This is a genomic window from Marinibacterium sp. SX1, from assembly GCF_050389775.1.
Taxonomy (GTDB): Bacteria; Pseudomonadota; Alphaproteobacteria; order Rhodobacterales; family Rhodobacteraceae; genus Marinibacterium.
Genome location: NZ_CP177144.1, coordinates 521,769 through 546,257 on the forward strand (window position 1 = coordinate 521,769; position 24,489 = coordinate 546,257).

General features: G+C 66.4%; 22 protein-coding genes. 3 read left to right on the plus strand and 19 right to left on the minus strand.

From position 1 onward, the window contains the following. Positions 1 to 122: 122 nt before the first annotated feature. Positions 123 to 899 (minus strand): enoyl-CoA hydratase, encoded by a 777-nt coding sequence (locus tag ACK3BB_RS02380; protein ID WP_428927130.1) that lies wholly within the window; start codon positions 897 to 899, stop codon positions 123 to 125. Between the two features lie 62 nt (positions 900 to 961). Continuing rightward, positions 962 to 1,813 (minus strand): bifunctional DNA-formamidopyrimidine glycosylase/DNA-(apurinic or apyrimidinic site) lyase, encoded by an 852-nt coding sequence (gene mutM, locus ACK3BB_RS02385; protein ID WP_428927131.1) that lies wholly within the window; start codon positions 1,811 to 1,813, stop codon positions 962 to 964. Positions 1,814 to 1,942: 129 nt separating this feature from the next. On the opposite strand from mutM, the gene ubiE reads away from it, so the two are divergent. Both ubiE and ubiB read left to right on the plus strand, forming a co-directional pair. Then, entirely contained in the window at positions 1,943 to 2,695 is a 753-nt protein-coding gene (gene ubiE, locus ACK3BB_RS02390) for a bifunctional demethylmenaquinone methyltransferase/2-methoxy-6-polyprenyl-1,4-benzoquinol methylase UbiE (protein WP_428927132.1), read from the plus strand. Positions 2,696 to 2,699: 4 nt separating this feature from the next. Further along, complete coding sequence (gene ubiB, locus ACK3BB_RS02395) at positions 2,700 to 4,229, plus strand: 2-polyprenylphenol 6-hydroxylase (RefSeq protein ID WP_428927133.1); 1,530 nt, start codon at positions 2,700 to 2,702, stop codon at positions 4,227 to 4,229. Positions 4,230 to 4,568: 339 nt separating this feature from the next. Here the strand turns inward: ubiB and ACK3BB_RS02400 are convergent, their stop codons facing one another. From ACK3BB_RS02400 to uraD, 9 genes are all read right to left on the minus strand, one after another. Continuing rightward, on the minus strand, positions 4,569 to 5,744 hold the full coding sequence (locus ACK3BB_RS02400; RefSeq protein ID WP_428927134.1) for an acetyl-CoA C-acyltransferase family protein: 1,176 nt from the start codon (positions 5,742 to 5,744) through the stop codon (positions 4,569 to 4,571). Between the two features lie 66 nt (positions 5,745 to 5,810). Then, complete coding sequence (locus ACK3BB_RS02405) at positions 5,811 to 6,563, minus strand: metallophosphoesterase family protein (protein WP_428927135.1); 753 nt, start codon at positions 6,561 to 6,563, stop codon at positions 5,811 to 5,813. A gap of 161 nt (positions 6,564 to 6,724) precedes the next feature. Next, a complete protein-coding gene (serA, locus tag ACK3BB_RS02410) occupies positions 6,725 to 8,320 on the minus strand; it encodes a phosphoglycerate dehydrogenase (protein WP_428927136.1) in 1,596 nt (531 codons plus the stop codon). Positions 8,321 to 8,437: 117 nt separating this feature from the next. After that, positions 8,438 to 9,592, minus strand: a complete 1,155-nt coding sequence (locus ACK3BB_RS02415; RefSeq protein ID WP_428927137.1) for a phosphoserine transaminase — start codon at positions 9,590 to 9,592, stop codon at positions 8,438 to 8,440. Positions 9,593 to 9,963: 371 nt separating this feature from the next. After that, positions 9,964 to 10,704: an aspartate/glutamate racemase family protein gene (locus tag ACK3BB_RS02420; protein WP_428927138.1), complete on the minus strand. Its 741-nt coding sequence runs from the start codon at positions 10,702 to 10,704 to the stop codon at positions 9,964 to 9,966. Beyond that, complete coding sequence (locus ACK3BB_RS02425; RefSeq protein ID WP_428927139.1) at positions 10,704 to 11,984, minus strand: TRAP transporter large permease; 1,281 nt, start codon at positions 11,982 to 11,984, stop codon at positions 10,704 to 10,706. Before ACK3BB_RS02425 ends, ACK3BB_RS02420 begins: the two co-directional genes overlap by 1 nt. Then, positions 11,981 to 12,466, minus strand: a complete 486-nt coding sequence (locus ACK3BB_RS02430) for a TRAP transporter small permease (RefSeq protein ID WP_428927140.1) — start codon at positions 12,464 to 12,466, stop codon at positions 11,981 to 11,983. The genes ACK3BB_RS02425 and ACK3BB_RS02430 overlap by 4 nt, the downstream gene beginning before the upstream one ends. Position 12,467: 1 nt before the next feature. Next, positions 12,468 to 13,457 (minus strand): TRAP transporter substrate-binding protein, encoded by a 990-nt coding sequence (locus ACK3BB_RS02435; protein WP_428927141.1) that lies wholly within the window; start codon positions 13,455 to 13,457, stop codon positions 12,468 to 12,470. Then, on the minus strand, positions 13,454 to 14,014 hold the full coding sequence (gene uraD / locus ACK3BB_RS02440) for a 2-oxo-4-hydroxy-4-carboxy-5-ureidoimidazoline decarboxylase (protein WP_428927142.1): 561 nt from the start codon (positions 14,012 to 14,014) through the stop codon (positions 13,454 to 13,456). Before uraD ends, ACK3BB_RS02435 begins: the two co-directional genes overlap by 4 nt. A 129-nt stretch (positions 14,015 to 14,143) precedes the next feature. On the opposite strand from uraD, the gene ACK3BB_RS02445 reads away from it, so the two are divergent. Then, on the plus strand, positions 14,144 to 15,109 hold the full coding sequence (locus ACK3BB_RS02445; protein ID WP_428927143.1) for a LysR family transcriptional regulator: 966 nt from the start codon (positions 14,144 to 14,146) through the stop codon (positions 15,107 to 15,109). Positions 15,110 to 15,424: 315 nt separating this feature from the next. Here the strand turns inward: ACK3BB_RS02445 and ACK3BB_RS02450 are convergent, their stop codons facing one another. The 8 genes from ACK3BB_RS02450 to ACK3BB_RS02485 form a co-directional block, all read right to left on the minus strand. Next, positions 15,425 to 16,720 carry an alpha/beta fold hydrolase gene (locus ACK3BB_RS02450; RefSeq protein WP_428927144.1) on the minus strand — a complete coding sequence of 432 codons (1,296 nt, stop codon included), beginning with the start codon at positions 16,718 to 16,720 and terminating at the stop codon, positions 15,425 to 15,427. Next, complete coding sequence (locus ACK3BB_RS02455; RefSeq protein WP_428927145.1) at positions 16,717 to 17,811, minus strand: ABC transporter ATP-binding protein; 1,095 nt, start codon at positions 17,809 to 17,811, stop codon at positions 16,717 to 16,719. The genes ACK3BB_RS02450 and ACK3BB_RS02455 overlap by 4 nt, the downstream gene beginning before the upstream one ends. A gap of 3 nt (positions 17,812 to 17,814) precedes the next feature. Continuing rightward, positions 17,815 to 19,743 (minus strand): glycoside hydrolase family 127 protein, encoded by a 1,929-nt coding sequence (locus ACK3BB_RS02460; protein ID WP_428927146.1) that lies wholly within the window; start codon positions 19,741 to 19,743, stop codon positions 17,815 to 17,817. Between the two features lie 9 nt (positions 19,744 to 19,752). Next, positions 19,753 to 20,646, minus strand: coding sequence for a carbohydrate ABC transporter permease (locus ACK3BB_RS02465; RefSeq protein WP_428927147.1), 894 nt, complete (start codon positions 20,644 to 20,646; stop codon positions 19,753 to 19,755). Positions 20,647 to 20,650: 4 nt separating this feature from the next. Next, on the minus strand, positions 20,651 to 21,577 hold the full coding sequence (locus tag ACK3BB_RS02470) for a carbohydrate ABC transporter permease (RefSeq protein ID WP_428927148.1): 927 nt from the start codon (positions 21,575 to 21,577) through the stop codon (positions 20,651 to 20,653). A gap of 96 nt (positions 21,578 to 21,673) precedes the next feature. Continuing rightward, positions 21,674 to 22,912, minus strand: coding sequence for an ABC transporter substrate-binding protein (locus ACK3BB_RS02475; protein ID WP_428927149.1), 1,239 nt, complete (start codon positions 22,910 to 22,912; stop codon positions 21,674 to 21,676). Between the two features lie 66 nt (positions 22,913 to 22,978). Further along, positions 22,979 to 23,155, minus strand: coding sequence for a hypothetical protein (locus ACK3BB_RS02480; RefSeq protein ID WP_428927150.1), 177 nt, complete (start codon positions 23,153 to 23,155; stop codon positions 22,979 to 22,981). Between the two features lie 33 nt (positions 23,156 to 23,188). After that, entirely contained in the window at positions 23,189 to 24,463 is a 1,275-nt protein-coding gene (locus tag ACK3BB_RS02485; protein WP_428927151.1) for an NAD(P)/FAD-dependent oxidoreductase, read from the minus strand. Positions 24,464 to 24,489 lie beyond the last annotated feature (26 nt).

The following is a 24,489-nucleotide window of genomic DNA, read 5'->3' on the forward strand; positions in this document are numbered from 1 at the left end:
GGGCCGCACGCGCATGTATGGCGACGCTCTATAAAGAAGGAGCCGGCACTTGGAAAGGGGATTCGTGGCGATGAACGGCGCGCCGCCCCGTCCGGGGCCCGCGCCGTTGCGTCAGACCGGGATCACTTGTCGCGGAACTGGGGTTCGCGCTTTTCCAGGAAGGCAGCCATGCCTTCCTTCTGGTCCTCGGTGGCAAACATCGAATGAAAGACCCGGCGTTCGAACAGCAGCCCTTCGGACAGGGTGGTTTCATAGGACCGGTTGACCGATTCCTTGATCGACAGCGTGGCGATCTGGGGCTTCTCGGCGATCTTCTGGGCCGCGCTCATGGTCTCTTCCATGAGTTTCTTGGCCGGCACGACGCGGCTGACCAGCCCGGCGCGCTCGGCTTCCTCGGCGGTCATGAACCGGCCCGTCAGGTTCATGTCCATCGACTTGGACTTGCCCACGAACCGGGTCAGCCGCTGGGTGCCGCCCAGGCCGGCCATGACGCCCAGGTTGATCTCGGGCTGGCCGAACTTGGCGGTTTCGGCGGCAATGATGAAATCGCAGGCCATCGCCAGTTCGCAGCCGCCGCCCAGGGCATAGCCCGAGACCGCCGCGATGACCGGCTTGCGAATCCGCGCCAGCCGCTCGGCCGCATCACCGAAGAGATTGGCCGAGGCCACCTCGACATAGCTCAGTTCCGACATCTCCTTGATGTCGGCGCCCGCGGCAAAGGCCTTTTCCGATCCCGTGATGATGCTCACCCGGACCTTCTCGTTCGCATCGCCCTCTTCCAGAGCGGTGCAGACCTCGTCCAGGACGCTCTGGTTCAGCGCGTTCAGCGCATCCGGGCGATTGAGCTTGATGGTGCATACGTGGTCATCGATATCGACGATGATCGTTTCAAAAGCCATGGGTTCGCTTTCGCTGTTCCGTTCAGATCCGAAGCCTTACCACCTGACGGCCACGGTTCAAGCTATCTTTGGCAAGCCGGACAATAGAACGAAGAACGCCCCGATTGCACGATCCGGCGGATCTCTCCGTCGCATCCTTCGCGCCGGCAGGGCTGCCCCTCGCGGCCGTAGACATCGAAGGAATGCTGGAAATATCCAAGCTCTCCATCGGCTTGGCGGAAATCGCGCAGGCTGGACCCGCCGGCGGCTATGGCCTCGGTCAACACGTCGCGGATCAGTGGCACCATGGCCGCCACCCGCTCGGCCGAGATGCGCCCGGCCTTGCGACGTGGCGACACCCCCGCCCGGAAAAGCGCCTCGCAGACATAGATATTGCCCAGTCCGGCCACGATGCCCTGGTCCAGCAGCGCCGCCTTGACCGGCGTGTTGCGCCCCCGGAAGGCCGCGACCAGGTGTGGCCCGTCGAATCCGTTGCCCAGCGGTTCAGGCCCCAGAACCGACAGCAGCCGGTGATGCTCGGCCCCGGCGGTGTCCAACAGGTCCATCGCCCCGAAGCGGCGCGGGTCGTTGAAGGTGATCCGCGCGCCGTCTTCCATGGTGAACACAACGTGGTCGTGTTTTTCCGGCGCCGGGTGGTCATGGACGAACCGGCCCAGCCGATCGCCCGACACCACCATCCGCCCCGACATGCCCAGGTGGATCAGCAATGTCTCGCCGCTGTCGAGATCGGCCAGGATGTATTTCGACCGCCGGCGCAGCTGCAGCACCCGCCGGCCGGTCAGGCGTTCGGCCATGCGCTCGGGGAACGGCCAGCGCAGGTCGGGCCGGTTGACCTCGGCCCGTTCGATCCTGGCGCCTTCCATCACCGGGGCCAGCCCCCGGCGCACGGTCTCCACTTCCGGCAATTCCGGCATGCCCGGTCCTTTCGCCTCACCCGCTCGGGGCCATCATCGGCCCGTCGCTCATTGTACCTGTGCCCACGCAGTCTATAACGTGCCCGAACGGCCTATATCGGGCCGGCAGACCGCAAACGGCAAGAGCGCATGACCCAGAGCGACGACAAGACCACGCATTTCGGCTTCGACTCCATCCCCGAATCGGAAAAGGCCGGCCGGGTCCGCGGGGTCTTCAACTCCGTGGCCTCGCGCTACGACGTGATGAACGACCTCATGAGCGCCGGCATCCACCGGATCTGGAAGGATGCCATGATGGACTGGCTGGCCCCGCGCCCCGGGCAAAAGCTGCTCGACGTGGCCGGCGGGACCGGCGACATCTCGTTCCGCTTCCTCAAGCGGGCCGGATCGGGCCATGCCACCGTTCTGGACCTGACCGAACCGATGCTGATCGAAGGCCAGAAACGCGCCGAGGCCGAGGACATGGCGGCCAGCCTCGACTGGGTTGTCGGCGATGCCATGGCCCTGCCCTTTGCCGACAACACCTTTGACGTCTACACGATCTCCTTCGGCATCCGGAACGTGACCCGCCCGCAGGAAGCCCTGAACGAGGCCTTCCGCGTGCTGCGCCCCGGCGGCCGGTTGATGGTGCTGGAATTCAGCCAGATTCCCAACGACATGCTGCAGAAGGTCTATGATCTCTATTCCTTCAACATCATTCCCGAACTGGGCCGCATCGTCGCCGATGACCGCGACAGCTATCAGTACCTCGTCGAATCGATCCGCCGGTTCCCCGACCAGGACACCTTCCTGTCGATGATCCGCGAGGCCGGGTTCGGCCAGGCGAAATACCGCAACCTGTCCATGGGCATCGCCGCCCTGCACTCCGGCTGGAAGATCTGATCCCTTGCGCGGTCCGCACAACATCTGGCGGCTGATCCGCACCGGCGCCACGCTGGAACGCACCGGGGCGATGAATGTCGTCCTGGATGCCTTCGAAGCGCCCAAGGCCCTGCGCATCGTCGCCCGCGTCCTGGCCCGGCCGTTCATGTGGCTGGGCTATCCCGGTGATCCGTCCATGCCCCCGGCCACCCGGGCGCTGACCGCCCTGGGCCCGGCCTACATCAAGTTCGGCCAGATCCTGTCGACCCGGCCCGACGTGGTCGGCGACGAGCTGGCGAAACAGCTGCGCGTCCTGCAGGACCAGCTGCCGCCCTTCCCCGCGGCCCAGGCCCGGGCCGAGATCGCCCGCGAGCTGGGCGTCGATCCCGACGAGGTCTTCCTGGAATTCTCCGAGCCGATCGCCGCGGCCTCGATCGCCCAGGTCCACAAGGCCCGGCTGGCCGGCACCGGCGAGGCCGTGGCCGTCAAGGTGCTGCGCCCGGGCATCGAACGGGCCTTTCGCAAGGATGTCGACGCCTTCTACCTGGCCGCGCGCATTGCCGACCTTTTCGCCCCGGGCGCCCGGCGGCTGCGGCCGATGGATGTGATCGAGCATTTCGACGGCGTGGTGCGCGGCGAGCTCGACCTGCGGCTCGAATCCGCCGCGGCCTCGGAATTCGCGGCCAACACCAAGGGTGACGAGGGCTTCAAGGTGCCGTCGATCATCTGGCACCTGTCGGGCCGCCGGGTGATGACGCTGGGCTGGGCCGATGGCGTGGCCCTGGGCGACAACGATGCCATCGATGCCGCCGGCCACGACCGGGTGCGCCTGTCGCACAACGTGCTGACATTGTTCCTGCAACACGCCCTGCGCGACGGTTATTTCCATGCCGACATGCACCAGGGCAACCTCAAGGTCGCGCCCAACGGGGACATCATTGCCTATGATTTCGGGATCATGGGCCATATCGACGAATACACCCGCCGGGTCTATGCCGAGATCCTCTTCGGCTTCATCCGCAAGGATTACCGGCGCGTGGCCGAGGTGCATTTCGAAGCGGGCTACGTGCCTGCCAACCAGGATGTCGATGAATTCGCCCGCGCCCTGCGCGCGGTGGGCGAGCCGATCTTCGGCATGGATGCCACGCGGATTTCGATGGCGCGGGTGCTGGCCTATCTCTTCGAGGTGACGGAACGCTTCGGCATGGAAACCCGGACCGAGCTGATCCTGTTGCAACGCACGATGGTGGTGGTCGAAGGCGTGTCGCGGTCGCTGAACCCGCATGTGAACATCTGGGACGTGACCGAACCCCTGCTGACGGATTACATTCGCACCCATATCGGGCCTCGGGCGCTGCTCAACGACCTGACCCAGACCGCCCGCGTGCTGACCCGCTTCGGCCCGCGCCTGCCCCGGCTGGTCGAAGCCGCCCTGATCGCCCAGGCCAACCCCGCGCCCCCACCGCCCCGCCAACGGCGCTGGATCGCCCTGGCCGGCGGACTTGGCGTGGCCCTGGGCGCACTTCTGGTGCTGGCGCTCGAAGGGCTGTTCTGAGCGCGCGCCCTTTTCTTGATCGGATCGCCCGTGAGGCGGTTCTGTAGGGATACTTGAGAAGAGAAAGAAGCAGCAGGTCGGTCAGCTCGCCCGGGCGGCGCGGCGGCGTCAACGTTGGCAGGCGCACCCTGTCACACCGGGCGCGATGGCCGGGCCGGCGCGGTTTCCTGCTTCTTTCTCTTTCCAAGTATTCCCCGCCGGAGGCAAGGCCGGTCCCCGACCGGCCTTTCTCCAACACCGGCCAGGCGCGCTGACGCCGGGTTGGCCGAGACGGCCCTTGCACTCGTCTGACACCACTGGGTGGCGATGGCTGTCCCACGGGTGGAACAGCCCGATGTGTCAGAGCCGCTCGATCGCCAGCGCGATGCCCTGGCCGCCGCCGATGCACATGGTGACCAGCGCCCGCTTGCCGCCGATCCGCTCCAACTCGTAGAGCGCCTTGACCGTGATGATCGCGCCCGTCGCACCCACGGGATGGCCCAGGGCAATGGCCCCGCCGTTGGGATTCACCCGGGCCACGTCCAGCCCCAGTTCGCGGTTCACCGCGATGGCCTGTGACGCAAAGGCCTCGTTCGATTCGATCACGTCGAAATCCGCGGCCGTCAGGCCGGTCTTGTCCATCAGGTTGCGCACCGCCGGGATCGGCCCGATGCCCATGACCTCGGGCCGCACGCCGGCATGGGCATAGCCCAGCACCCGGGCCCTGGGCTTCAGCCCGGCTTTCTCGGCCGCTTCGGCCCGGGCAAAGACCAGCGCCGCCGCGCCGTCGTTGATGCCCGAGGCATTGCCCGCCGTCACCGAGCCGTCCTTCTTGAAGACCGGCCGCAGCCCGGCGAGCTTCTCAAGGCTCGTCTGCTTGGGATGTTCGTCGACCAGGAAATCCACCTCGTCGCGTTTCACCCGCACCTTGACCGGCGTGATCTGGCTGTCGAACCGGCCCTCGGCAATTGCCGCCGCCGCCCGCTCCTGCGAGGTCATGGCAAAGGCGTCCTGGTCCTCGCGGGTGATCTGGTGCTCGGTCGCCACGTTCTCGGCCGTCACCCCCATGTGGCCCGTGCCGAAGGGGCAGTTCAGCGCGCCCAGCATCATGTCGAGCGACTTGACGTCGCCCATCTTGGCCCCCCAGCGGGCCTGGGTCATGATGTATGGACTGCGCGACATGGCCTCGGCCCCGCCGGCCAGGGCGAAATCGGCATCGCCCAGCATCAGCGATTGCACCGCCGACACGATGGCCTGCGCGCCCGAGCCACACAGCCGGTTGACGTTCATCGCCGGGGTGCCTTCGGGAATGCCGGCCTGCATCGCCGCCACGCGCGACAGGTACATGTCGCGGGGCTCGGTGTTGATCACATGGCCAAAGACCACGTGGCCCACCTGGCCGCCCTCGACGCCAGACCGTTCCAGCGCGGCTTCGGCGGCCACCGTGGCCAGGTCGATCGGCGCGGTCGAGGCCAGCGCCCCGCCAAAGGTTCCGATGGCCGTGCGGGCCCCGTCGAGCAAAACGATATCGGTCATGGCTACTCCCTTACCCAATCCATGTCGGTTGGGCCGGAGTATGGCCCGCGGGGCGGGCGCCGTCACCTACTGCGCGGCGTCACGTCCCGTCACGGGCACCAGCGGCACGCGGGTGCCATTGTCCAGCAGCCAGCAATCGGCCCCTTCGAACACCGCCGCCCAGAGCCGCCGGCCATAGCCCGCCCCGCCGTCCAGGTCGACGCGGTTGCCGAAATGCTCGGGATGGTCCAGCGCCGTGTGGCCATGGACCACCAGCCAGGGAAAAGGATCGGCATGGTCGAGGAACCCCGCCCGGATCCAGATCAGGTCGTCTTCGTCCTGGTCGGCCAGATCCACCCCCGGGCGCAACCCGGCATGGACAAACAGCTTGCCGTCCAGTTCCAGAGTCAGCGGCCGGCTTTCGAGAAAGGCCAGGTGGTCTTCGGGCACGGCGGCCCGGGCGGCGGCCAGGATGGCGGCCTTGTCGCCATCATCCGAGGCCGCGACCCCGTAGGACCCCAGCGTCTCCACGCCCCCAAGGGCCGGATGCAGCCAGCCCTTGCCCGACAGGATCTGGGCGTCATGTTCGTTGCCGTCCCGGACAAAGCGGCAGAACATGCGGTCATGGTTGCCGCGCAGCACGTGCCAGGGCCGCCCTTCGGCCACGCCCGCGCGCAGGCGTTCGACAACGCCCCGGCTGTCGGGGCCGCGGTCGACGAAATCACCCATGAAGACAATCTCGGCCTCTGGCCCGCCGTCGGCGTCGATCCGGGCCAGCACGTCTTCGAGCCAGTCCAGGTGTCCGTGGATGTCTCCAACGGCGTAGAGCGTGCGGGTCATGAAGGCCTCTCCGTCTGTCACGGGCCGCGATGGATGGCCCTTGACGTCGGGATAGCGGTTTCGGGCCGTGGCGTCGAGCGCGGGGGCCCGGCCGCATCCCGGCTATGCGGTCTGCGGCAGGCGGGGCGCCCCGGAACGGTCCCGGGGCGCCGCCAAAGTCATCAGGCCACGTCGAAGGCCAGCGGGCGGACCTGGTTGAACAGGCCGGTGTCCGACAGTTTCTGCAGCACCGGGGCCGGCACTTCGTTGTCGACATAGAGCAGGGCGATGGCCTGCCCGCCGGCGCCGGCACGGCCCAGGGTAAAGTTGGCGATGTTCACGCCGTTGCTGCCCAAGGTCTGGCCCAGGGTGCCGATGATGCCCGGCACGTCGTCGTTCGTCGTGTAGAGCATGTGGGCGCCGATCTCGGCGTCGATGTTGATGCCCTTGATCTGGATGAACCGCGGCTTGCCGTCGCTGAACACCGTGCCCGCGATCGACCGTTCCCGCTTTTCGGTCACGACGGTGACCTTCACATAGCCCTCGAAGGCGCCCGACTGGTCCTGGCTGGTCGTCGAGATCTGGACGCCGCGTTCCTTGGCGATGACCGGGGCCGAGACCATGTTCACGTCCGGGTTGACGGCTTTCATGATGCCGGCCACGGCGGCGCAGTTCAGCGCCTCGAGGTTCATTTCCGACACCGAGCCGTCATAGAGGATGTTGATGGCCTTGATCGGCTCGTCGGTCATCTGGCCGATGAAGGCGCCCAGGTGGCCGGCCAGCTTGACCCAGGGGCCCATGACCTTGGCTTCCTCGGCGGTGACCGACGGCATGTTCAGCGCGTTTTCCACGGCGCCGGTCAGCAGGTAGTTGGACATCTGCTCGGCGACCTGCAGGGCAACGTTTTCCTGTGCCTCGGTCGTGGCCGCGCCCAGGTGCGGGGTGCAGACGACGTTGGGCAGGCCGAACAGCGGGTTTTCCTTGGCCGGCTCTTCCGAGAACACGTCAAAGGCCGCGCCGGCAACATGGCCGGATTGGATCAGCTCGGCCAGGGCCGCTTCGTCGACCAGGCCGCCACGGGCACAGTTGATGATCCGCACGCCCTTCTTGGTCTTGGCCAGGTTCTCGCGGCCCAGGACATTGCGGGTCTGATCGGTCAGCGGCACGTGCAGGGTGATGAAATCGGCGCGCTTGAGCAGGTCATCCAGTTCGACCTTCTCGACGCCCATCTTGGTGGCCTTCTCGTCGGACAGGAAGGGGTCATAGGCCACGACCTTCATGTGCAGGCCGCGGGCGCGGTTGCAGACGATCGAACCGATGTTGCCTGCGCCGATGACGCCCAGGGTCTTGTTGGTCAGCTCGACCCCCATGAACTTCGACTTTTCCCACTTGCCGGCATGGGTCGAGGCGGATGCCTCGGGGATCTGGCGGGCCACGGCGAACATCATGGCGATGGCATGTTCGGCCGTGGTGATCGTGTTGCCGAAGGGCGTGTTCATGACGATCACGCCTTTCTTCGAGGCCGCGACCTTGTCGATGTTGTCGGTGCCGATGCCGGCCCGGCCGATGACCTTGAGGTTGTCGGCCTGTTCCAGGATCTTTTCGGTGACCTTGGTGGCCGAGCGGATGGCCAGGCCGTCATACTGACCGATGACTTCGGCCAGCTTGTCCTTGTCCTTGCCCAGGTCGGGCTGGAAATCGACCTCGATGCCGCGGTCGCGGAAGATCTGGACGGCGGTTTCGGAAAGCTTGTCGGAAACGAGTACCTTGGGAGCCATGTGCTTGGGTCCTTGCAGAATAGGGGGAGGGAGCGGCGGGGTAAAACCCCGCCCTACATGTCGTGTCGGTGTGGGCGTAGGGCGGGGCTTGCCCCGCCGCCTGGCCGGTCCGTGCGGTCAGGCCGCCTGGGCCAGGGCCGCGATCTCGGTCTCGAAGGCCCAGGCCAGCCAGGGCAGCAGCGCCTCGACATCACCGGTCTCGACCGTCGAGCCGCACCAGATCCGCAGGCCGGCCGGCGCATCGCGATAGGCCCCGATGTCCAGCGCCACGCCTTCGTCGGCCAGCCGCTTGGCCACGGCCTTGGCAAAGACCGCGCCATCGGTGATCCGCGCATCGGTGAACTTGAGGCACACGCTGGTGTTCGACCGCGTCGCCGGATCGGTGGCCAGGAAATCGACCCAGTCATGAGCCTCGACAAAAGCCGTAACAGCCGCCGTGTTGGCATCGGCCCGGGCGATCAGCCCGGCCAGCCCACCCACGCTGTCGGCCCAGTCGAGCGCCAGCAGGAAATCCTCGACGGCCAGCATCGACGGGGTGTTGATCGTTTCGCCCTTGAACACGCCGTCGATCAGCTTGCCGCCCTTGGTCAGGCGGAAGATCTTGGGCAACGGCCAGGCGGGGGTGTAGGTCTCGAGCCGTTCGATGGCCCGGGGCGACAGGATGATCATCCCGTGCGCGGCTTCACCGCCCAGCACCTTCTGCCAGGAGAAGGTGACCACATCCAGCTTGTCCAGCGGCAAGTCCTGGGCAAAGGCCGCCGAGGTCGCGTCGCAGAGCGTCAGGCCCTTGCGGTCGGCCGGGATGACGTCGCCATTGGGCACGCGCACGCCCGAGGTCGTGCCGTTCCAGGTAAAGCAGACGTCCTTGTCGAAATCGACGGTGGCCAGGTCGACGATCTCGCCATATTCGGCGGTCTTGACCTCGGCTTCGATCTTGAGCTGCTTGACCACGTCGGTGACCCAGCCCGCGCCAAAGCTTTCCCAGGCCAGCATCTCGACCGGGCGTTCGCCCAGGAGGTTCCACATGGCCATTTCGAAGGCGCCGGTATCCGATGCCGGCACGATGCCGACCTTGTAACCCTCTGGCACGCCGAGCATTTCGGCGGTGCGATCGATGGCGGCCTTCAGCTTGGCCTTGCCTTCGGCCGAGCGGTGCGAGCGGCCCAGGGGCGCGTCAGCAAGCTTGGCCAGATCGAATGCGGGGGGTTTGGCACAGGGGCCGGAGGAAAAACGCGGGTTTGCCGGCCGCGCGGCCGGTTGAGCGATAGTCATTGGTGTTACCCTTGCAGATATACGCCCCTCGTTGGGGAGGGGTGTCCCACCGCCGGATTTACGCGCCGGGCGGCGAACACGCAAGGCTCAAGTTGGATCGGATTGTTCACGATCGGGGAAACCTTCGGAGCGGAGAGGAAACTTCGCGCCCAGATCGGCACAAGCTGAGACCGCGATCTTTCGCAGCGGGCGGGATATCAAGCCGGATGTTGTGGATTCGCGGCTGGTTTTCCGCCCGCCGGCACTTGCTGCTCCCTCTTCGCCGTGACGATTGTCCCGCCCGCCGGACCAGCACAAGGGGTGAATTTCATCCCCATCACACCCCGCGGGCCGGGGTGTCCGCTCGGCCGACCTCACGCGGGCGATGCCGGTTACGACGTGCCTCGGACCCAATGCGCCAGCGGTTCGGGAAGGCCGGTGCTGTCCTTGCCCGGCGGCCTGGCCATGGACCCGGCCCAGGCCCCGCGCGGGGCCAGCCGTGCCTGGGCGACCCCCTGCATGACCGCCGCGCGGATCGGGTCGATCAGAACGGCCGGAACTTCGTCGGCGATCTCGGCGGCCAGCCCGGCAATCGGAGCGCCTGACAGGATCAACACATCCGCCTGCCGCGCGGCGGCACGGCAAGTGGCGACAAGCGGTCCGCGCATGTCGTCGGCCACGCGGGTCACACCGCCCATCTCGGCGTCCGGCACGAAACTGCCGGCGAAGCGGGTCGTCAGGCCGGCCAGCCGCACCTGCTCCTCGTACCAGGGGATCATGCGGGGCGTGAAGGTCACGAAGGCAAAGCTCTGGCCCAGCGACAGGGCCGAGATCATGGCCGCTTCGGCCATACCCGTGACGGGCCGGTCGAACAACTCGCGCGCGGCCAGAAGGCCGGGATCACCGAAGGCGGCGATGATCGCGGCGTCCCACTGCCCGGCCCGTTCGGCCAGCATCTCCAGCACGATGGCGCCCGACACCTGCGCCTCGGCCCGGCTGGAGATATAGGGGAACCCGCGCGTGGCGGTGGCGGTCTCAAGCGTCACGCCCTCGGGCAGCACCGTCCGGGCGGATGCGGCGAGGCGCCCGGTCAGCGCCTCGGTTGTGTTGGGATTGAGCAGCAGAAGTCGCATCAATAGCCAAGCCTTTCCGGGAGCCATGTCACAACCCCGGGCACCAGCATGCACAGCAGCAGCACCGCGTACATGGCGGCGATGAAGGGCCAGCTTTCGCGCACCAGTTCCCCCATCTTCACCCCGGTGATGCCGGTCACAACGAAGAGCACAACGCCCACGGGCGGGGTCAGCATGCCGATCACCAGGTTCAGCACGAAGAGAAAGCCGAAATGCAGCGGGTCGATGCCGTAACTCACCGCGATCGGGTGGAACAGCGGGACCAGCATGATGTAGGCGGCATTGGATTCCAGGAACATGCCCACGACCAGCAGCATGACGGCCACGAGGCCCAGGAAGACCAGTGGGTTCTGCGTCAGGTCCTGCAACAGCGCGGCCAGCTTGAAGGGCAGCATGTCGATGGTGAAGAGGAAGGTCACCGTCGAGGCATAGGCGATCATCGCCGCCACCACGGCCGAGGTCTTGGCCGCGGTTAGCAGCACGCCGGGCAGGTCGGCAACCTTCAGCTGCCGGGTCACGAAGAAGCCCAGGAACAGCGCGTAGCAGACCCCGATGGCCGCGCCCTCGGTGGGGGTGAAGGCGCCCGCGACGATGCCGCCGATCACGATGACCGGCATCAGGAAGACGATGAAACTGCGCCGGAATTCACGCGCCACATGGCCCAGCGAAAACGGCACGCCCGCCAGCGGATAGTCGCGTTTCCAGGCGATCAGCCAGCACAGGAACATGAAACAGGCGAACAGGATCAGCCCGGGCACCACGCCGGACATGAACATGCCGCCGACGCTGACCGAGGATCCGGCCATGAAGGCATAGACGATCATCGCCCCCGATGGCGGGATGATCGGGCCAAGGTTGGCCGCCGCGGCGACCACGCCGGTCGAAAACCCCAGCCCGTATTGCTTGCGCAACGAGGGCACCAGCGTCGAGGACAGCGCCGAGGCATCGGCCACCGCCGCGCCCGAGACCGAGGCCAGCCCGGCGCCCGACACGATGGCCACCTGGGCCAGCCCGCCGCGCATCCGCCCGATGAAGGCATTCGCGAACTCGACCAGCCGATCCATGATGCCGCCCTTCAGCATCAGCTCGCCCGCGATCATGAACAGCGGGATCGACATCAGCGGGAAGGAATTGACCGAATTCATCAGCCGGGGCGGCAGCACCAGCAGGTCGATGCCCGACATCCAGAGCCCGGCCAGCGCCGAGACCCCCAGTGCGAAGGCCAGCGGCATGCCGAGAAAGGCGAGCACCATGAAAGTGACGATGACGAACAGGCTCATGGCTGTATTTCCGCCGGCACGAGGGTGAGGTGGACCAGGTGCAGCGCACAATGCAGCGCGCCCAGGATCACCGGAAAGAAGAACACCGACGAGGTCAGGTCGATCGCGCCCAGCCGCTCGGACCAGGTCGAGGCCGCCACGACAACCGAGGTCCAGAGCACGACGCCCATCATCCCCGCCGCAAGGCCGCTCATGACCCGCGCCAGCATCTGCTGCACATGCGCCGGGAAACGTTTGACCAGCAGGTCGATGCCCACGTGGGTGCCGTCGCGGATGCCAAGGGGGATGGCCAGGAACATTGTCCAGACAAAGGCGATGCGGCTGACCTCGTCGGCCCAGTCGAAGGACCCGTTGAAGACATAGCGCATCACCACCTGGGCCGAGACGACACCAACCATCGCCGCGGCCCCGGTCATGACCAGCAAACGCGCGCCCTTGTCGGCGCGCGTCAGGATCGCGGTGAGGATGCGATCGGCACTCATCTTACATGCCGCTTTTGGACGTCTCGGTGTCCAGCAGCTCCACCAGCGCGGGGTCGAGACGGGCCTTGGTCTCGGTCGCGACGCCGGCGGTGGCGCTGCGCAGATCGGCGGCCAGCTGTTCGGACACCGGCGTGTAGGTCATGCCGGCTTCTTCCAGCAGGGCGAGCCCTGCGGCATCCTGCTCGGCGGCCAGTTCACGCTGGTAGGTGATGGCGATGTCCATGGCCTCGGTCACCAGGGCCTGGGTGTCGGTATCCAGCCCGTCAAACCAGTTCTTGTTCGCCACGACCGAGATGAAATCAAAGAAATGGCCGGTGTTGGACACGTAATCCTGCACCTCGGAATAGCCCGCGACATTGATGATCGCGAAGGGGTTTTCCTGGCCGTCGATCACGCCCTGTTCCAGCGCCGAGTACAGCTCCTTGACGTCCATGGCGACCGGGTTGGCACCCAAGGCGCGGAAGGTGGCCAGGTGGGTTTCGTTCGGCTGCAGGCGGATCTTGAGCCCGTCCAGGTCGGCAAGGTCCTCGATCGGCTTGGAATTGTTGGTCAGCTGGCGAAAGCCCAGCTCCATGTAGCCCATCGAGGTCATGTCGGCCTCGGCCATCTTCTCGTCCAGCGCATCGCCCACCGGGCCGTCGACGATCTCGAAGGCGGTTTCACGGTCGGGGAACTGGAACGGCAGGCCGATGATTTCCAGCTCGGGCACCGTGCGGGTCAGGTAGGCGGTGCCGACCCACATCATCTCGATCGCGCCGACCTTGACGGCCTGGACGTTCTCGGCCGCGCCGCCAAGCTGCTGGGCCGGGAAGATGTCGACCTCGATGTCGCCGTCGGACAGGCGTTCGACCTCTTCGGCGAATTTCACCATGGCCAGCGACGAGGAATGTTCGGTCGCGAAGTTGCCGGCAACACGGATCTTTTCCGCATGGGCACTGCCGGCGGCGAGGGCGAGGATGGAGACGGTGAGAAGGGATTTGGCAAAGGTCATTGAACGTGCTCCTGGGTCTGAGAGGAAGGGCTGGAAGGTCGTGTCGGTCCGAAGGTGGCTGCCGCGCGGGCGCGGATCACCGAGGCGATCTCGGCAAGGGTCGAGACATGTTCTTCGAGGGGCGTCGCGGCACAGCGGCGCTCGAAGATCGCGAAGAGCGCCCCGAGATCCGGCACGCGGTGCAGCGCGATGATGAAGGGATGGCCAAAGCGCGCCCTGTAGGCGGCATTCAGGCGGGTGAGGTGCTGCGCGTCCCGGCGGCCCAGGGACATGAGGCCAAGCCGGCCCTGCTCACCCTTGGATTCCGCCGTCATGTCGCCGGACATGGCCTCGCGGCCGGCAAGCTCGGGATGCACCCGGAACAGGGCCAGCCGACGCGCGGTACCCGAGACCAGGATCGTCTCGACCAGCGCCTGCGCCACGGCCTCGTCATCGGCAAAGGGGCGCGCGCCCAGCGTGTCTTCGGCCACCCAGGCCGAGCGTTCGACCAGCGGCGACAGAAGCGCCAGGGCTTCGTCCCGGCCTGCCTGGTTGAGGGTGTGAAGAGCGTGGGTCATGGTCATCCCGAAGCGTTGATCTTGTTGCCTGGATCCAGCCTAAGACCACGCGCCCGTTGCAATCCATGACATAAGAGGCAACTCTGCATTCCAGAAATTAGAATGGAATGGTCCGGTCCGAGCGCGCTCATGTCCCTCTATCTCGTTCCCAAATCCCTGCTTTACGTCGAAGCCGTTGCCGATCACGGCTCGATCCAGGCGGCCGCCCGGGCAATCCGCATCTCGGCCTCGGCCATCGACCGCCAGATCAAGCTTCTGGAGGACCGGCTTGGAACGCAACTCTTCGACCGGCAGACCACGGGCATGACGCTGACCACTGCCGGGGAAATGTTCGTTCTGTTCGCCCGCCGCTGGCAGGAGGACGAAACGCATCTGCTGACCGAGATCCGCCAGATGCAGGGGGTCGATTTCGGGCATGTCCGGCTGGTGGCGATGGACAGCCTCGTGAACGGGCTGGTGCCGCGCTTCCTTGCCTCGGTCGCGCGGGATTATCCGCGGGTCCGGGTCGACGTCGAGGTCGCGACACCGGACGGCGCGGCCGAGCTGCTCGACGCCGGGCAATGCGAGCTGGCGCTGTGTTTCAACCTGCGCCCCAGCCGGGACATCCACGTGCTGTGGTCGGCCGAGCTTCCGTTGTTCTGCGTGGTCGCGCCCGGGCATCCGCTGGAAGCGGAGGACAGCGTGACGCTCAGGCAGGTGCGCGCCTTTCCCATCGCCGTGCAAAGCCGTGCGCTGGCGATCCGCCGGATGCTGGAGGCCCGCCATTCATGGATGTTCGAGGACGGGCCGCCGCCGGTGGTGACCAACTCCCTGCAACTGGTCAAGCAGCTGGTTATCGCCGGAAACCACGTGGCGCTGACCTCGGAGATGGACGCGGCGCCCGAGCTGCATTCGGGCCAGATGCGCGCGATCCCCGTCACCGGAACCAATATCGCGGCCCAGACCATCGCGCTGGCCGTCAATGCCCGGCAGAGCCTGCCGCGCATCGCGTCGATCCTGGCCGATCACCTAGCCGCCGAGGCGGAGGGCATGCTGGCCGATATTCGCCAGTCCGGCACTTGCACCCCGGGGGCTGCCGATGGGTCCGGGGCCTGACATCTGGTGCATGAGGCCGGTGCGATGTGGGGCATTCCCTGGCTGCGGCGCGGGGGCTTGCCAGTGATCCTATGCCCCTCACCCTCTGCCGTTGCGGCGATGTCTGGCGCCGCAGGGCAGGCAATGACGCGGCCCTGCGTTCACGCCTGACCGCATCACGCGCCCGGTGGAGCAAGGCCGAAACGCAAGGCCAAGACATGGGCACCGGGCCATGGCGGGTCAGGGGGCGACGCCGCGACAGGCCAGAGAGAGCCGCCGATCACCCAATCACCCAATCACCCAATCACCCAATCACCCAATCACCCAATCACCCAATCAAACCGGCATCCGGTGCACCATGTCCAGCAGGCGCCCGAAGACGGCGGGGGATTTCCTGACACCGTCGTGCTCAAACTCGTTGGTCACCCAGCAGGCGCAATTGCCCAGGGCCTCGGCGGTGTCGAGCGACAGGCCGGCATCGACATACATGTCGTCGTGATAGACAATCGCCGCCACCGGCACGTCGTTCGCGGCCAGCACCGCCGGATCATGCAGCTGCCGCGCGAAGGGCCGTTCGGCCAGCAGCTCCACCGCCCCCCGGAAGCCACGCAGGGCGCGGATCTCTTCGAACATCCAGGGAAACATCATCTCGCCGGTGAAAAGCAGCGGGCGGGCCGACGGATCAAAGGCCGGATGCTCGGCACGCACCCGTTCGGCGGCCCAGCGGGTGCGCGCGCCGTTCTGGGCATAGATGCTTTCCTGCAACGCCACGAACAGCGGGTTGCCGGCAAAGGACGTGGCCGCCATGACCTGGCTCAGAAAGGCCTCGGACAGGCCGCTTTCGGCATCGGGGTCAAAGGCCTCGTCCATCATCCACAACACGTTCTCGAACCCCGGGGCCATGCCGAAATCCAGCCCCAGCGTCTGGAACCGCCGGACCGTCAGCACGTCGCCATCGGGCAGGACCGGCGCCCGGCTGTCGATCAGATCGGCGATCCGCGCGGCCATGTCGACGGCATGGGGATAGCGCCGGGCGAACCGCCGGTTCTTGGCGGCGACGCGCGGATAGGTGCGGCGATAGACATCCTCGGCCGTGGCGCTCAGCCCGGCCAGCCCGCCGGTCACGAGGCAGGCATCGAGCGCCTCGGGAAAGACCGAGAGGTAATGCAGGGTCAGAAAGCCGCCATAGCTCTGGCCCAGCGTCGTCCATGTCGCGCCGCCATAGACCCGGGCGCGGATGTGTTCGCAATCGCGGATGATCGCATCGGTGCCGAAACAGGCCAGGTAATCGGCCCCCTCGGCTGCCGTCATCGCGCCCATGCGGTTGGCCGTCACCGGGGTTGACCGGCCGGTGCCGCGCTGGTCCAGCAGGACGACGCGGAACCGCTTCAGTGCCTCGCCGAGCCAGGGCGGATCGCCCGCGCCGGGGCGCGGTGATTTCCCGCCCGGCCCGCCTTGCAGGAAGACCAGCAGGGGCAGATCCTCGTGCCGCCGCTCGGGGTCGCTGACCTCGCGCAGGAAGACCTGGATCGTGGCGCCTTCGGGCGCGGACCAGTCGAGCGGCACATCGAGGGACATCTCGCGGATGAACCCGGCGGGGCCGAGATAGGACGGCCCGTGTCGCAGGCTCATGCCAGCGCCCGCGTGGTCTTGGCGTCGAACAGCATCGCGCGGTCCATGTCGATGAACAGCTCGGCCGGCGCGCCGGCCTTCAGCCCGACATCGGGCGCCAGCCGGGCACAAAGGCTGGTGCCCCCGATCGCGCCATAGGCCAGTGTCTCGATCCCGAGCGGCTCGACCTCGTCGAGCGTCACCGAAACCGGCGCGGCATGATCGCCCTGGGCCGCGATGGCCACGGCCTCGGGCCGCACGCCCAGCACCACCTCGGCCGAACCGGCCGCCTCGACACCCGCCCGCACCTTGCCGCGCAGGGCCAGCGACGCGCCGTTTTCCAGCGTCAGATGCAGCGCGTCCCCCGCGCCCGACAGGGTGCCCGGCAGCAGGTTCATCGGCGGCGAGCCGATGAACCCGGCGACAAAGGTCGTGGCCGGGTTTTCATACAGTTCCAGCGGCTTGCCCACCTGTTCGATATGCCCGTGGTTCATCACCACCACCCGGTCGGCCATTGTCATCGCCTCGGTCTGGTCATGGGTGACATAGACCGTCGTCGTCGGGATCAGCCGGTGCAGGCGCTTGATCTCGGCCCGCATCTGCACCCGCAGCTTGGCATCGAGGTTCGACAGCGGCTCGTCGAAGAGGAACACCTCGGGGTTGCGCACGATGGCCCGGCCCATGGCCACGCGCTGGCGCTGGCCGCCCGACAGCTGGCTGGGCCGCCGGTCGAGCAGGCTGGTGATGTCGAGCGTCTCGGCCGCCTGGGCGACCTTGGCCGCGATCTCGGCCCTGGGCGTGCCGCGTTGCTGCAGGCAGAAGGCCAGGTTCTCGCCCACCGACATATGCGGGTAGAGCGCGTAGTTCTGGAACACCATGGCAATGTCGCGCTTGCCCGGCGACACGCGGTTGACCACCCGGTCACCGATATAGATCCGCCCGCCCGAGATATGTTCGAGCCCGGCAATCATCCGCAGGGTGGTCGACTTGCCGCAACCCGACGGACCCACGAAGACGACAAATTCCTCGTCCTCGATCTCCAGGTTGATGCCATGCACCACCCGCGCGGTGCCATATTGCTTGATGAGGTTTTCAAGGACCAGTCCGGCCATGTCTCAGCGCTCCATCATCCAGACCAGCATGCCACCTTCTTCGCGGTTGGCCCACAGGTGATAGGGAATGGCCGTGAAGGTGACCGGCTCGGTCACCGGTTTTGCACCCCGGTAGAGCACGCCGTCCCATTCGCCGGCATCCATCCGCAGCGCCGGGCCGGTCAGCACGGTGGCCCCGCCCAGCAGGTCGGGGCGGTACTCGGCCTGATAGGCATCGGCATCGCTCAGGACCAGGTGCTGGGGCGCCACGCCGACATCGGCCTGTTCGACGCAATAGACCATCGGCCCGCGCTTGAGCGCAACGCGTCCGGCGTTCTCGGTGGCATCGGGATGGGCATAGATCCGTTCGACGGGCATCGGCAGGTGCAGCGCGACGGTGTCGCCGGCCGCCCATGTCCGGGTGATCGTGGCATAGCCCCGCTCGGTCACCCCGGCCAGGTCGACCGCCTCGCCGTTGACGGCCAGCCGCGCGCCCTTGCACCAGCCCGGAATGCGCAGCGACAGGGCAAATTCGGCCGGGGCCGCCGGGTCGATGGCCAGGGTGATGTCGCTGTCCCAGGGGTAATCGGTGGTCTGGGTCACGGTCACGTCGGTGCCGCCAAGCGCCAGGGCCACGCTGTTGTCGGAATAGAGATGCACCGCCAGGGCGTTGTCCTTGGCCGTGTAGTGGTAGGACCCGATCGACGCGATGAAACGGGCGATATTGGTCGGACAGCAGGGGCAGTAATGCCATTTCCAGCGCCGGTGCTGGCCGTGGCTTTCCAGCGGGTTCTCGTAGAAATACGACTGGCCATCCAGCCCGATGCCCGACAGCGCCCCGTTGAACGCCACCAGTTCGAGAATGTCGGTATAGCGCGCATCCAGCACCGTCTGGGCCATGCGATGGGTCCAGAAGCCCAGGGCGATCGACGCGCAGGTCTCGGCATATGCGGTTTCGTTGGGCAGGTCGTATGCGCGGGTGAAACCTTCGTTGTCCTTTGACGACCCGATGCCCCCGGTCACGTAAAGCAGCCTGGAGGTCAGGTGACCAAAGAGCGTTTCCAGGGCATTGCGCAGGGTGTCGTCGCCGGTCTCGAAGGCCAGGTCGGCCATGGCCGAGAAGAGATAGGTCGCGCGCACGGCGTGGCCCTCGACCTCGGTCTGTTCGCGCACGGGCTTGTGGGCCTGGCTGTAGGCATAGGTTTCAAAGATGTAGTCACCGGGCTCTTCACCGCGCCGGCGGGCCTCGTCGTCGAAATAGGACGGCATCTGCCCGCGCTCGTCGACGAAGAAGGACGCCTGTTTCAGGTGCCGTTCGTCGCCGGTGACCTTGTAGAGCTTGATCAGCGCCAGTTCGATTTCCTCGTGGGCATCATAGCCGCGCAGCTTGCCGTCCTCGGTGCCGAAGGTGTCGATGATGTGGTCGACGCATTTCGACATGACATCCAGAAACTTGCGCTTGCCGGTCGCCTCGTAATAGGCCACCGCGCCTTCCAGCAGGTGACCCATCGAATACATCTCGTGCAGGTCGCGCAGGTTGGTCCAGCGCTTTTCCGGCTCGCGGCGGATGAACCAGGAATTCAGGTAGCCGTCGGGCATCTGGCCTTCGTCCAGCCGGTCGACGATGCCGTCGATCTTGGCCTCGATATCGGCGTTGCGCTGGTATTTCAGCATGTAGGACGCGGCTTCGATCCACTTGCCGAAATCGCTGTCGAAGAAATGCTGCATCGACAGGCCCGAGGGCTGGATCGGGCGGGCCAGCGGGCCGGCGGGCGATTTGAAATCCAGCACTTCGAGGAATTTCTCTTCTTCCAGCCGCATGTACTGGGTCGGCACGGTCACGTCGCGGACGGTGTCATGCCAGGGCTTCCAGAACCCGCGGGAAAACTGGACCGACGCGTGATCGACCGGGACGTAACGGGAAGCGGCAAGGCCTTTGGGCTGCGTGTTCATCGGGATACCTTATTTCACCGCGCCGGCGACCAGGCCGCGCACGTAGTAACGTTGAAGGGTCAGGAAAAGCAGGATGCAGGGCACCATGGTGATGGTGATGCCGGCCTGCAGCGCGCCCCAGTCGATCATGCCGCGAATGCCGGTGGTCACGTTGACCAGCATGACGGGCAGCGAGAATTTCTCTTCCTGGCTGAGAAAGATCAGGGCGGCGAGGAATTCGTTCCACGAATTGAGAAAGGCGAACATGGCCACCGTCGCCACGCCGGGGAGCGCAAGCGGCAGGGTGATGCGCCGCATCAGCGACCATTGCGACGCCCCGTCGATCCGCGCGCTTTCGATCAGGGCCTTGGGCACGGCATCGAAGGCATTGCGCATCATGAAGATCGAGAACGGCAGCTGGAACGTCACGTAGATCAGCACCAGCCCGTTCAGGCTGTTGGCCAGGCGCAGCTTGACCAGGATCAGGAAGAGCGGCGTCAGGATCGACTGGAAGGGGATCATCATCGTCGCCAGGATGACGACGAACAGCAGGTTCTGGCCCGGAAAGCGGAACTTGGAAAAGCCATAGCCGGCGGGCACGGCAACCAGCAGGGTCACGATGACCGTGCCGATGGCCAGGTAGAGCGAATTGCCGACAAAGCTCCACAGCCCGTCGCCGACGGTGTCGAGGTTGCGGTAATTGTCCAGCGAGAACGCCCGCGGGATCAGGCGCACCGGGTCCGACAGGGTCTCGGCCGGCAGCTTGAACGAATTGGCAACCGACCAGACGATGGGCATGATGAAGATGCCGGCAATGGCAAAGCCCACGATGATGTAGATCGCCCGCTTGACGTAATCGCTGGCCGGGGGGGCATCGAGCGGCAGCTCGTCCACGGCCGTGGCGCTGAGGGTCGCGTCGCTCATGGGGTTACTCCTGCGTCTTGCGGAAGTTGACGATGGCCATCTGCATGGCGCTGATCGCAACGAGGATGACCAGCAGAACCATCGACATCGCCGAGCCATAGCCCAGCCGGTAGGACGAGAAGCTTTGCAGGTAGATCGAGAACACCGCCGTCACGGTCGAATTGCGCGGGCCGCCCTGGGTGATGATGAAGAACTGGTCGAAGGCCAGCATCGACCAGGTGACGTTGAGCACCAGCGCGAGGATGATCGAATTGCGCATCAGGGGCAGCGTCACGCGGATGAAACGCGACAGCGGCCCGGCGCCGTCGATCTTGGCGGCTTCGGTCACGTCGTCGGGCACCGATTGCAGGCCGGTCAGCAGGATGACCATGGTAAAGCCGGCCTGTTTCCAGACGACCATCATGATCACGACGATCAGCGCGGGCCAGAAGCTTTCGGTCGGGCGCGGCGCGGCATCGACCAGGCCGGAGCGCAGCAGCAGGTCGGCAAAGACCCCGTTGTCGGGATTGAGCAGCCAGGTCCACAGCGTGGCCGCCGCCCCGAAGCCGATGACAACGGGCATGAAATAGATCGTGCGGAAGAACCCGGCGATGCGCAGCGGCCGGTCGACCAGCAGGGCCAGCGGAAAGGCCACCAGGAAGATCGCCGAGGTCACCAGGACGGTATAAAGCGCCGTGAAGCGGATCGATTTCCAGAACCGCCGGTCGGTCATCAGCTCGGAGAAGTTCTCCAGCCCGATCCACCGGGGCTGGCCCAGCAGCGGCCAGTTGTGAAAGCTCATCCAGACGGTCATGCCGAGCGGCAAGAGGAACAGCAGCCCGATGAACAGCAGGCTGGGCGTGATGAGCGCCATCCCCAGCCATTGATGCGGCTCCTGGGTGATGACGGGCGGCTCTTCCGGCGAAGGGCCTGGGCCGGGTTGATCGCTCATGATGCGGGACCACTCATGCTGTGACCGGCGGGGCCGGCCAAGGAAGGGATGCCGGCAACGCGAGGCTGCCGGCATGATGCGCGGATGGGGCGCGGATCAGGGGTTGGTGCGCTTGAGGATCTGCTCGAACCGCTCCGATGCGGTGTCGATGGCGCCATCGACATCGCCGTCGAAGATCCCGGTTTCCAGCATTTCCAGCCAGGGACCGGTCAGCGAGACGAAGAGCTCGTCATTGGCATAGGTATAGGGGGTCCGGCCGGATTTGAGCACATCATAGGCGATCAGGTTGCGCGGATCGAAATCGGCATAGGCCACGTCGGCAATATCGGTCCGCGAGGGCATGCCCGACAGCTCGGTGATCAGCACCTGCTGTTCCGGCTCCAGGTAGAACTGGATGAAATCCTCGACCAGCGCCTTCTGGCCGTCCGAGATCCCCTTGACCATCGTGACGTCGTCGCCGCCGGCAAAGGTGGCCTGGCCGCCCGTCGGCCCGGGGATCGGCGCGATGTCGAAATTTACGTCCGGATAATTGGCCGTCAGCAGGTTCACGATGTAGGAACCCGACATCAGGATGCCGACCTGGCCCGAGGCAAAGGCCTCGACCGCGGCATTGCCGTTGCCCGAACGCGTGGTCGGATGGGTGGCGCCGGCCGCCCACATGTCGGCATAAAGCTGCAGCGTTTCGCGCATGGCCGGGGTGTCGACCGTCTGTTCGCGGCCGTCGTCCGACAGGATGTCATCGCCCGCCGCCCAGATGTGCGGCATGAAATCATAGACCATCCACGAGCCCGAATTGCCCACGTACATGAAGCCGTAGGTCTCGTCGCCCAGCGCGCCGATCTTGATCGCCGCATCCTTGATGCCTTCGAGCGAGCCCAGCGTTTCGGGGTCGACCCCGGCTTCGGCCAGCATGTCGGTGTTGTAGACGATGACCGAGGCATCGGGCGTCAGCGGCACGCCGTATTTCTTGCCTTCGTAGGTGCCCAGCCGGATGTGCGAGGGCGACAGGGCGTCGGCATAGGGCAGACCGTCGATGAAGCCGGTCATGTCTTCCAGCATGCCCGCGGCCGCGAAGGTCGGCATGTAGATCAGGTCCATCGCCACCGCGGCCGGGGCCGCGCCGCCGGCCAGGGCCGCGCCCAGCTTGGGCACCATCTGTTCGGCGACCACGGGCACGACGTCGATCTTGTCGTCGTGGCTGTCGTTGTAGCGGGTGGCCAGCTCTTCGAGGATGGGCGCCGTGCTGGTGCGCACCCAGATGCTGACCTCTTCTGCGCTGGCCAGCGTCGCGGTGACCGAGAGAGCGGCCACGGAAACCAAAGTAAATGCCTTCATGCGGATGAACCTTTCCTGTTGGTGGCCCCCGGTTTTCTCGGTGCAGGGGTCCCGATGGAGCTGACCTTACGGTTTGAAATTCTCTCTGTCTACTATTTGTAGACAGGAAAAATTTATGTGCCGTCGCGTGATGGATTTTTCATTTTCAAGGCGCTTTTCGATGAAACGGGCGGCCATGTCCGTCGCGCCGGCACCCCGCGTGCGGGTGCCGGGCAGCGCGTCTGCTCCCTGTGGATTGCCCATGTGCCCGCGCCTCCTCCCGCGCGGGCGGCCGGGTCAGCGGCGGCTGAACCGCAGCGGATCGAAGGCGGTGATATCGGTGTCGGGCGACCGCCCGGCGGCAATCGCGGCGACGATCTCGGCGGTGCCGGCGGATTGGGTCAGCCCCAGGTGGCCATGGCCAAAGGCATAGATCACGCGGTCCGCCCGCGCCGACCGGCCGATGGCCGGCAGGCTGTCGGGCATCGACGGCCGGAAGCCCATCCAGCGCGTGCCGCCCTGCGGATCGAACCCGGGCAGGAAGTCCCGCGCCTTGCGCACCAGCACATCCGACCGGTCGTAATTGGGCGGCAGCTCCAGCCCGCCCAGCTCGACCGCGCCGCCCACCCGCACGCCCGCACCGATGCGCGAGATGACAAAGCCGTGGCCGGAAAAGGTCACATGGGTCCGAAGATCAAGATCACAGGCCGGGAAGGTCGTGTTGTAGCCGCGCTCGGTGTCCAGCGGGATGCGCTCGCCCAGGGTGCGGGCCATCTGGTGCGACCAGGCCCCCGCCCCCACGACAACCTGCGCGGCATTCAGCGTCTCGCCCGCCGTGGTGATCGTCACGCCATCCTCGCCCTGCGCCAATCCCTGCACCTCGTCCCGGCGGATCTGGCCGCCAGCCGCGACGAACCGGCCGGCCAGGTGTTCGGTCCAGGCCCGGGGGTCGGTGACATTCATCCAGTCGGGCGTGAAGCCCGCATGGGTAAAACGCGGTGCCAGGCCGGGCTGGATCTCGGCGATCTCATCGGCGCTTTCCAACAGCCGGAAGGCCACGCCATTCTGGCGGCGCAGCTCCCAGGCCGGCAGGCTGGCCCGGTATTCCCCCGCCCCTTCATAGACCTGCAACTGACCTTCGCGCCGGATCAGGGCCTGCCCCTCGACCCGGTCGATCAGCGCCTCGGTCGCCTGGCGCGACAGGTCCATCAGCCGGGCCTGGGCGGCAATCGCCGCCAGGTGGCGCCGGGGCAGGCTGGCCCGCCAGAAATGATAGAGCCAGGGCATCATCCGCAGCGCATGGGACGGGCGCAGCGACAGCGGCCCCAGCGGATCGAGCAGCCAGCCCGGCGCCTTGCGCAGGATGCCCGGCGCGGCCAGCGGTTCGATATCGGCAAAGGCAAAGGCCCCGGCATTGCCGCCCGAGGTTTCCTCGGCCACGCCCTTGCGATCCAGCAGGATGACCTCGTGGCCCTCGCCGATCAGCCGCAGGGCGGCGGTGACCCCGATGATCCCCGCGCCGATGACAACGATCGGACCTGCTTCAAAGCGCGGCTGCGGGGTCTGGGTCATCCTGTGTCCTGTCCTTGTGTGCCGGT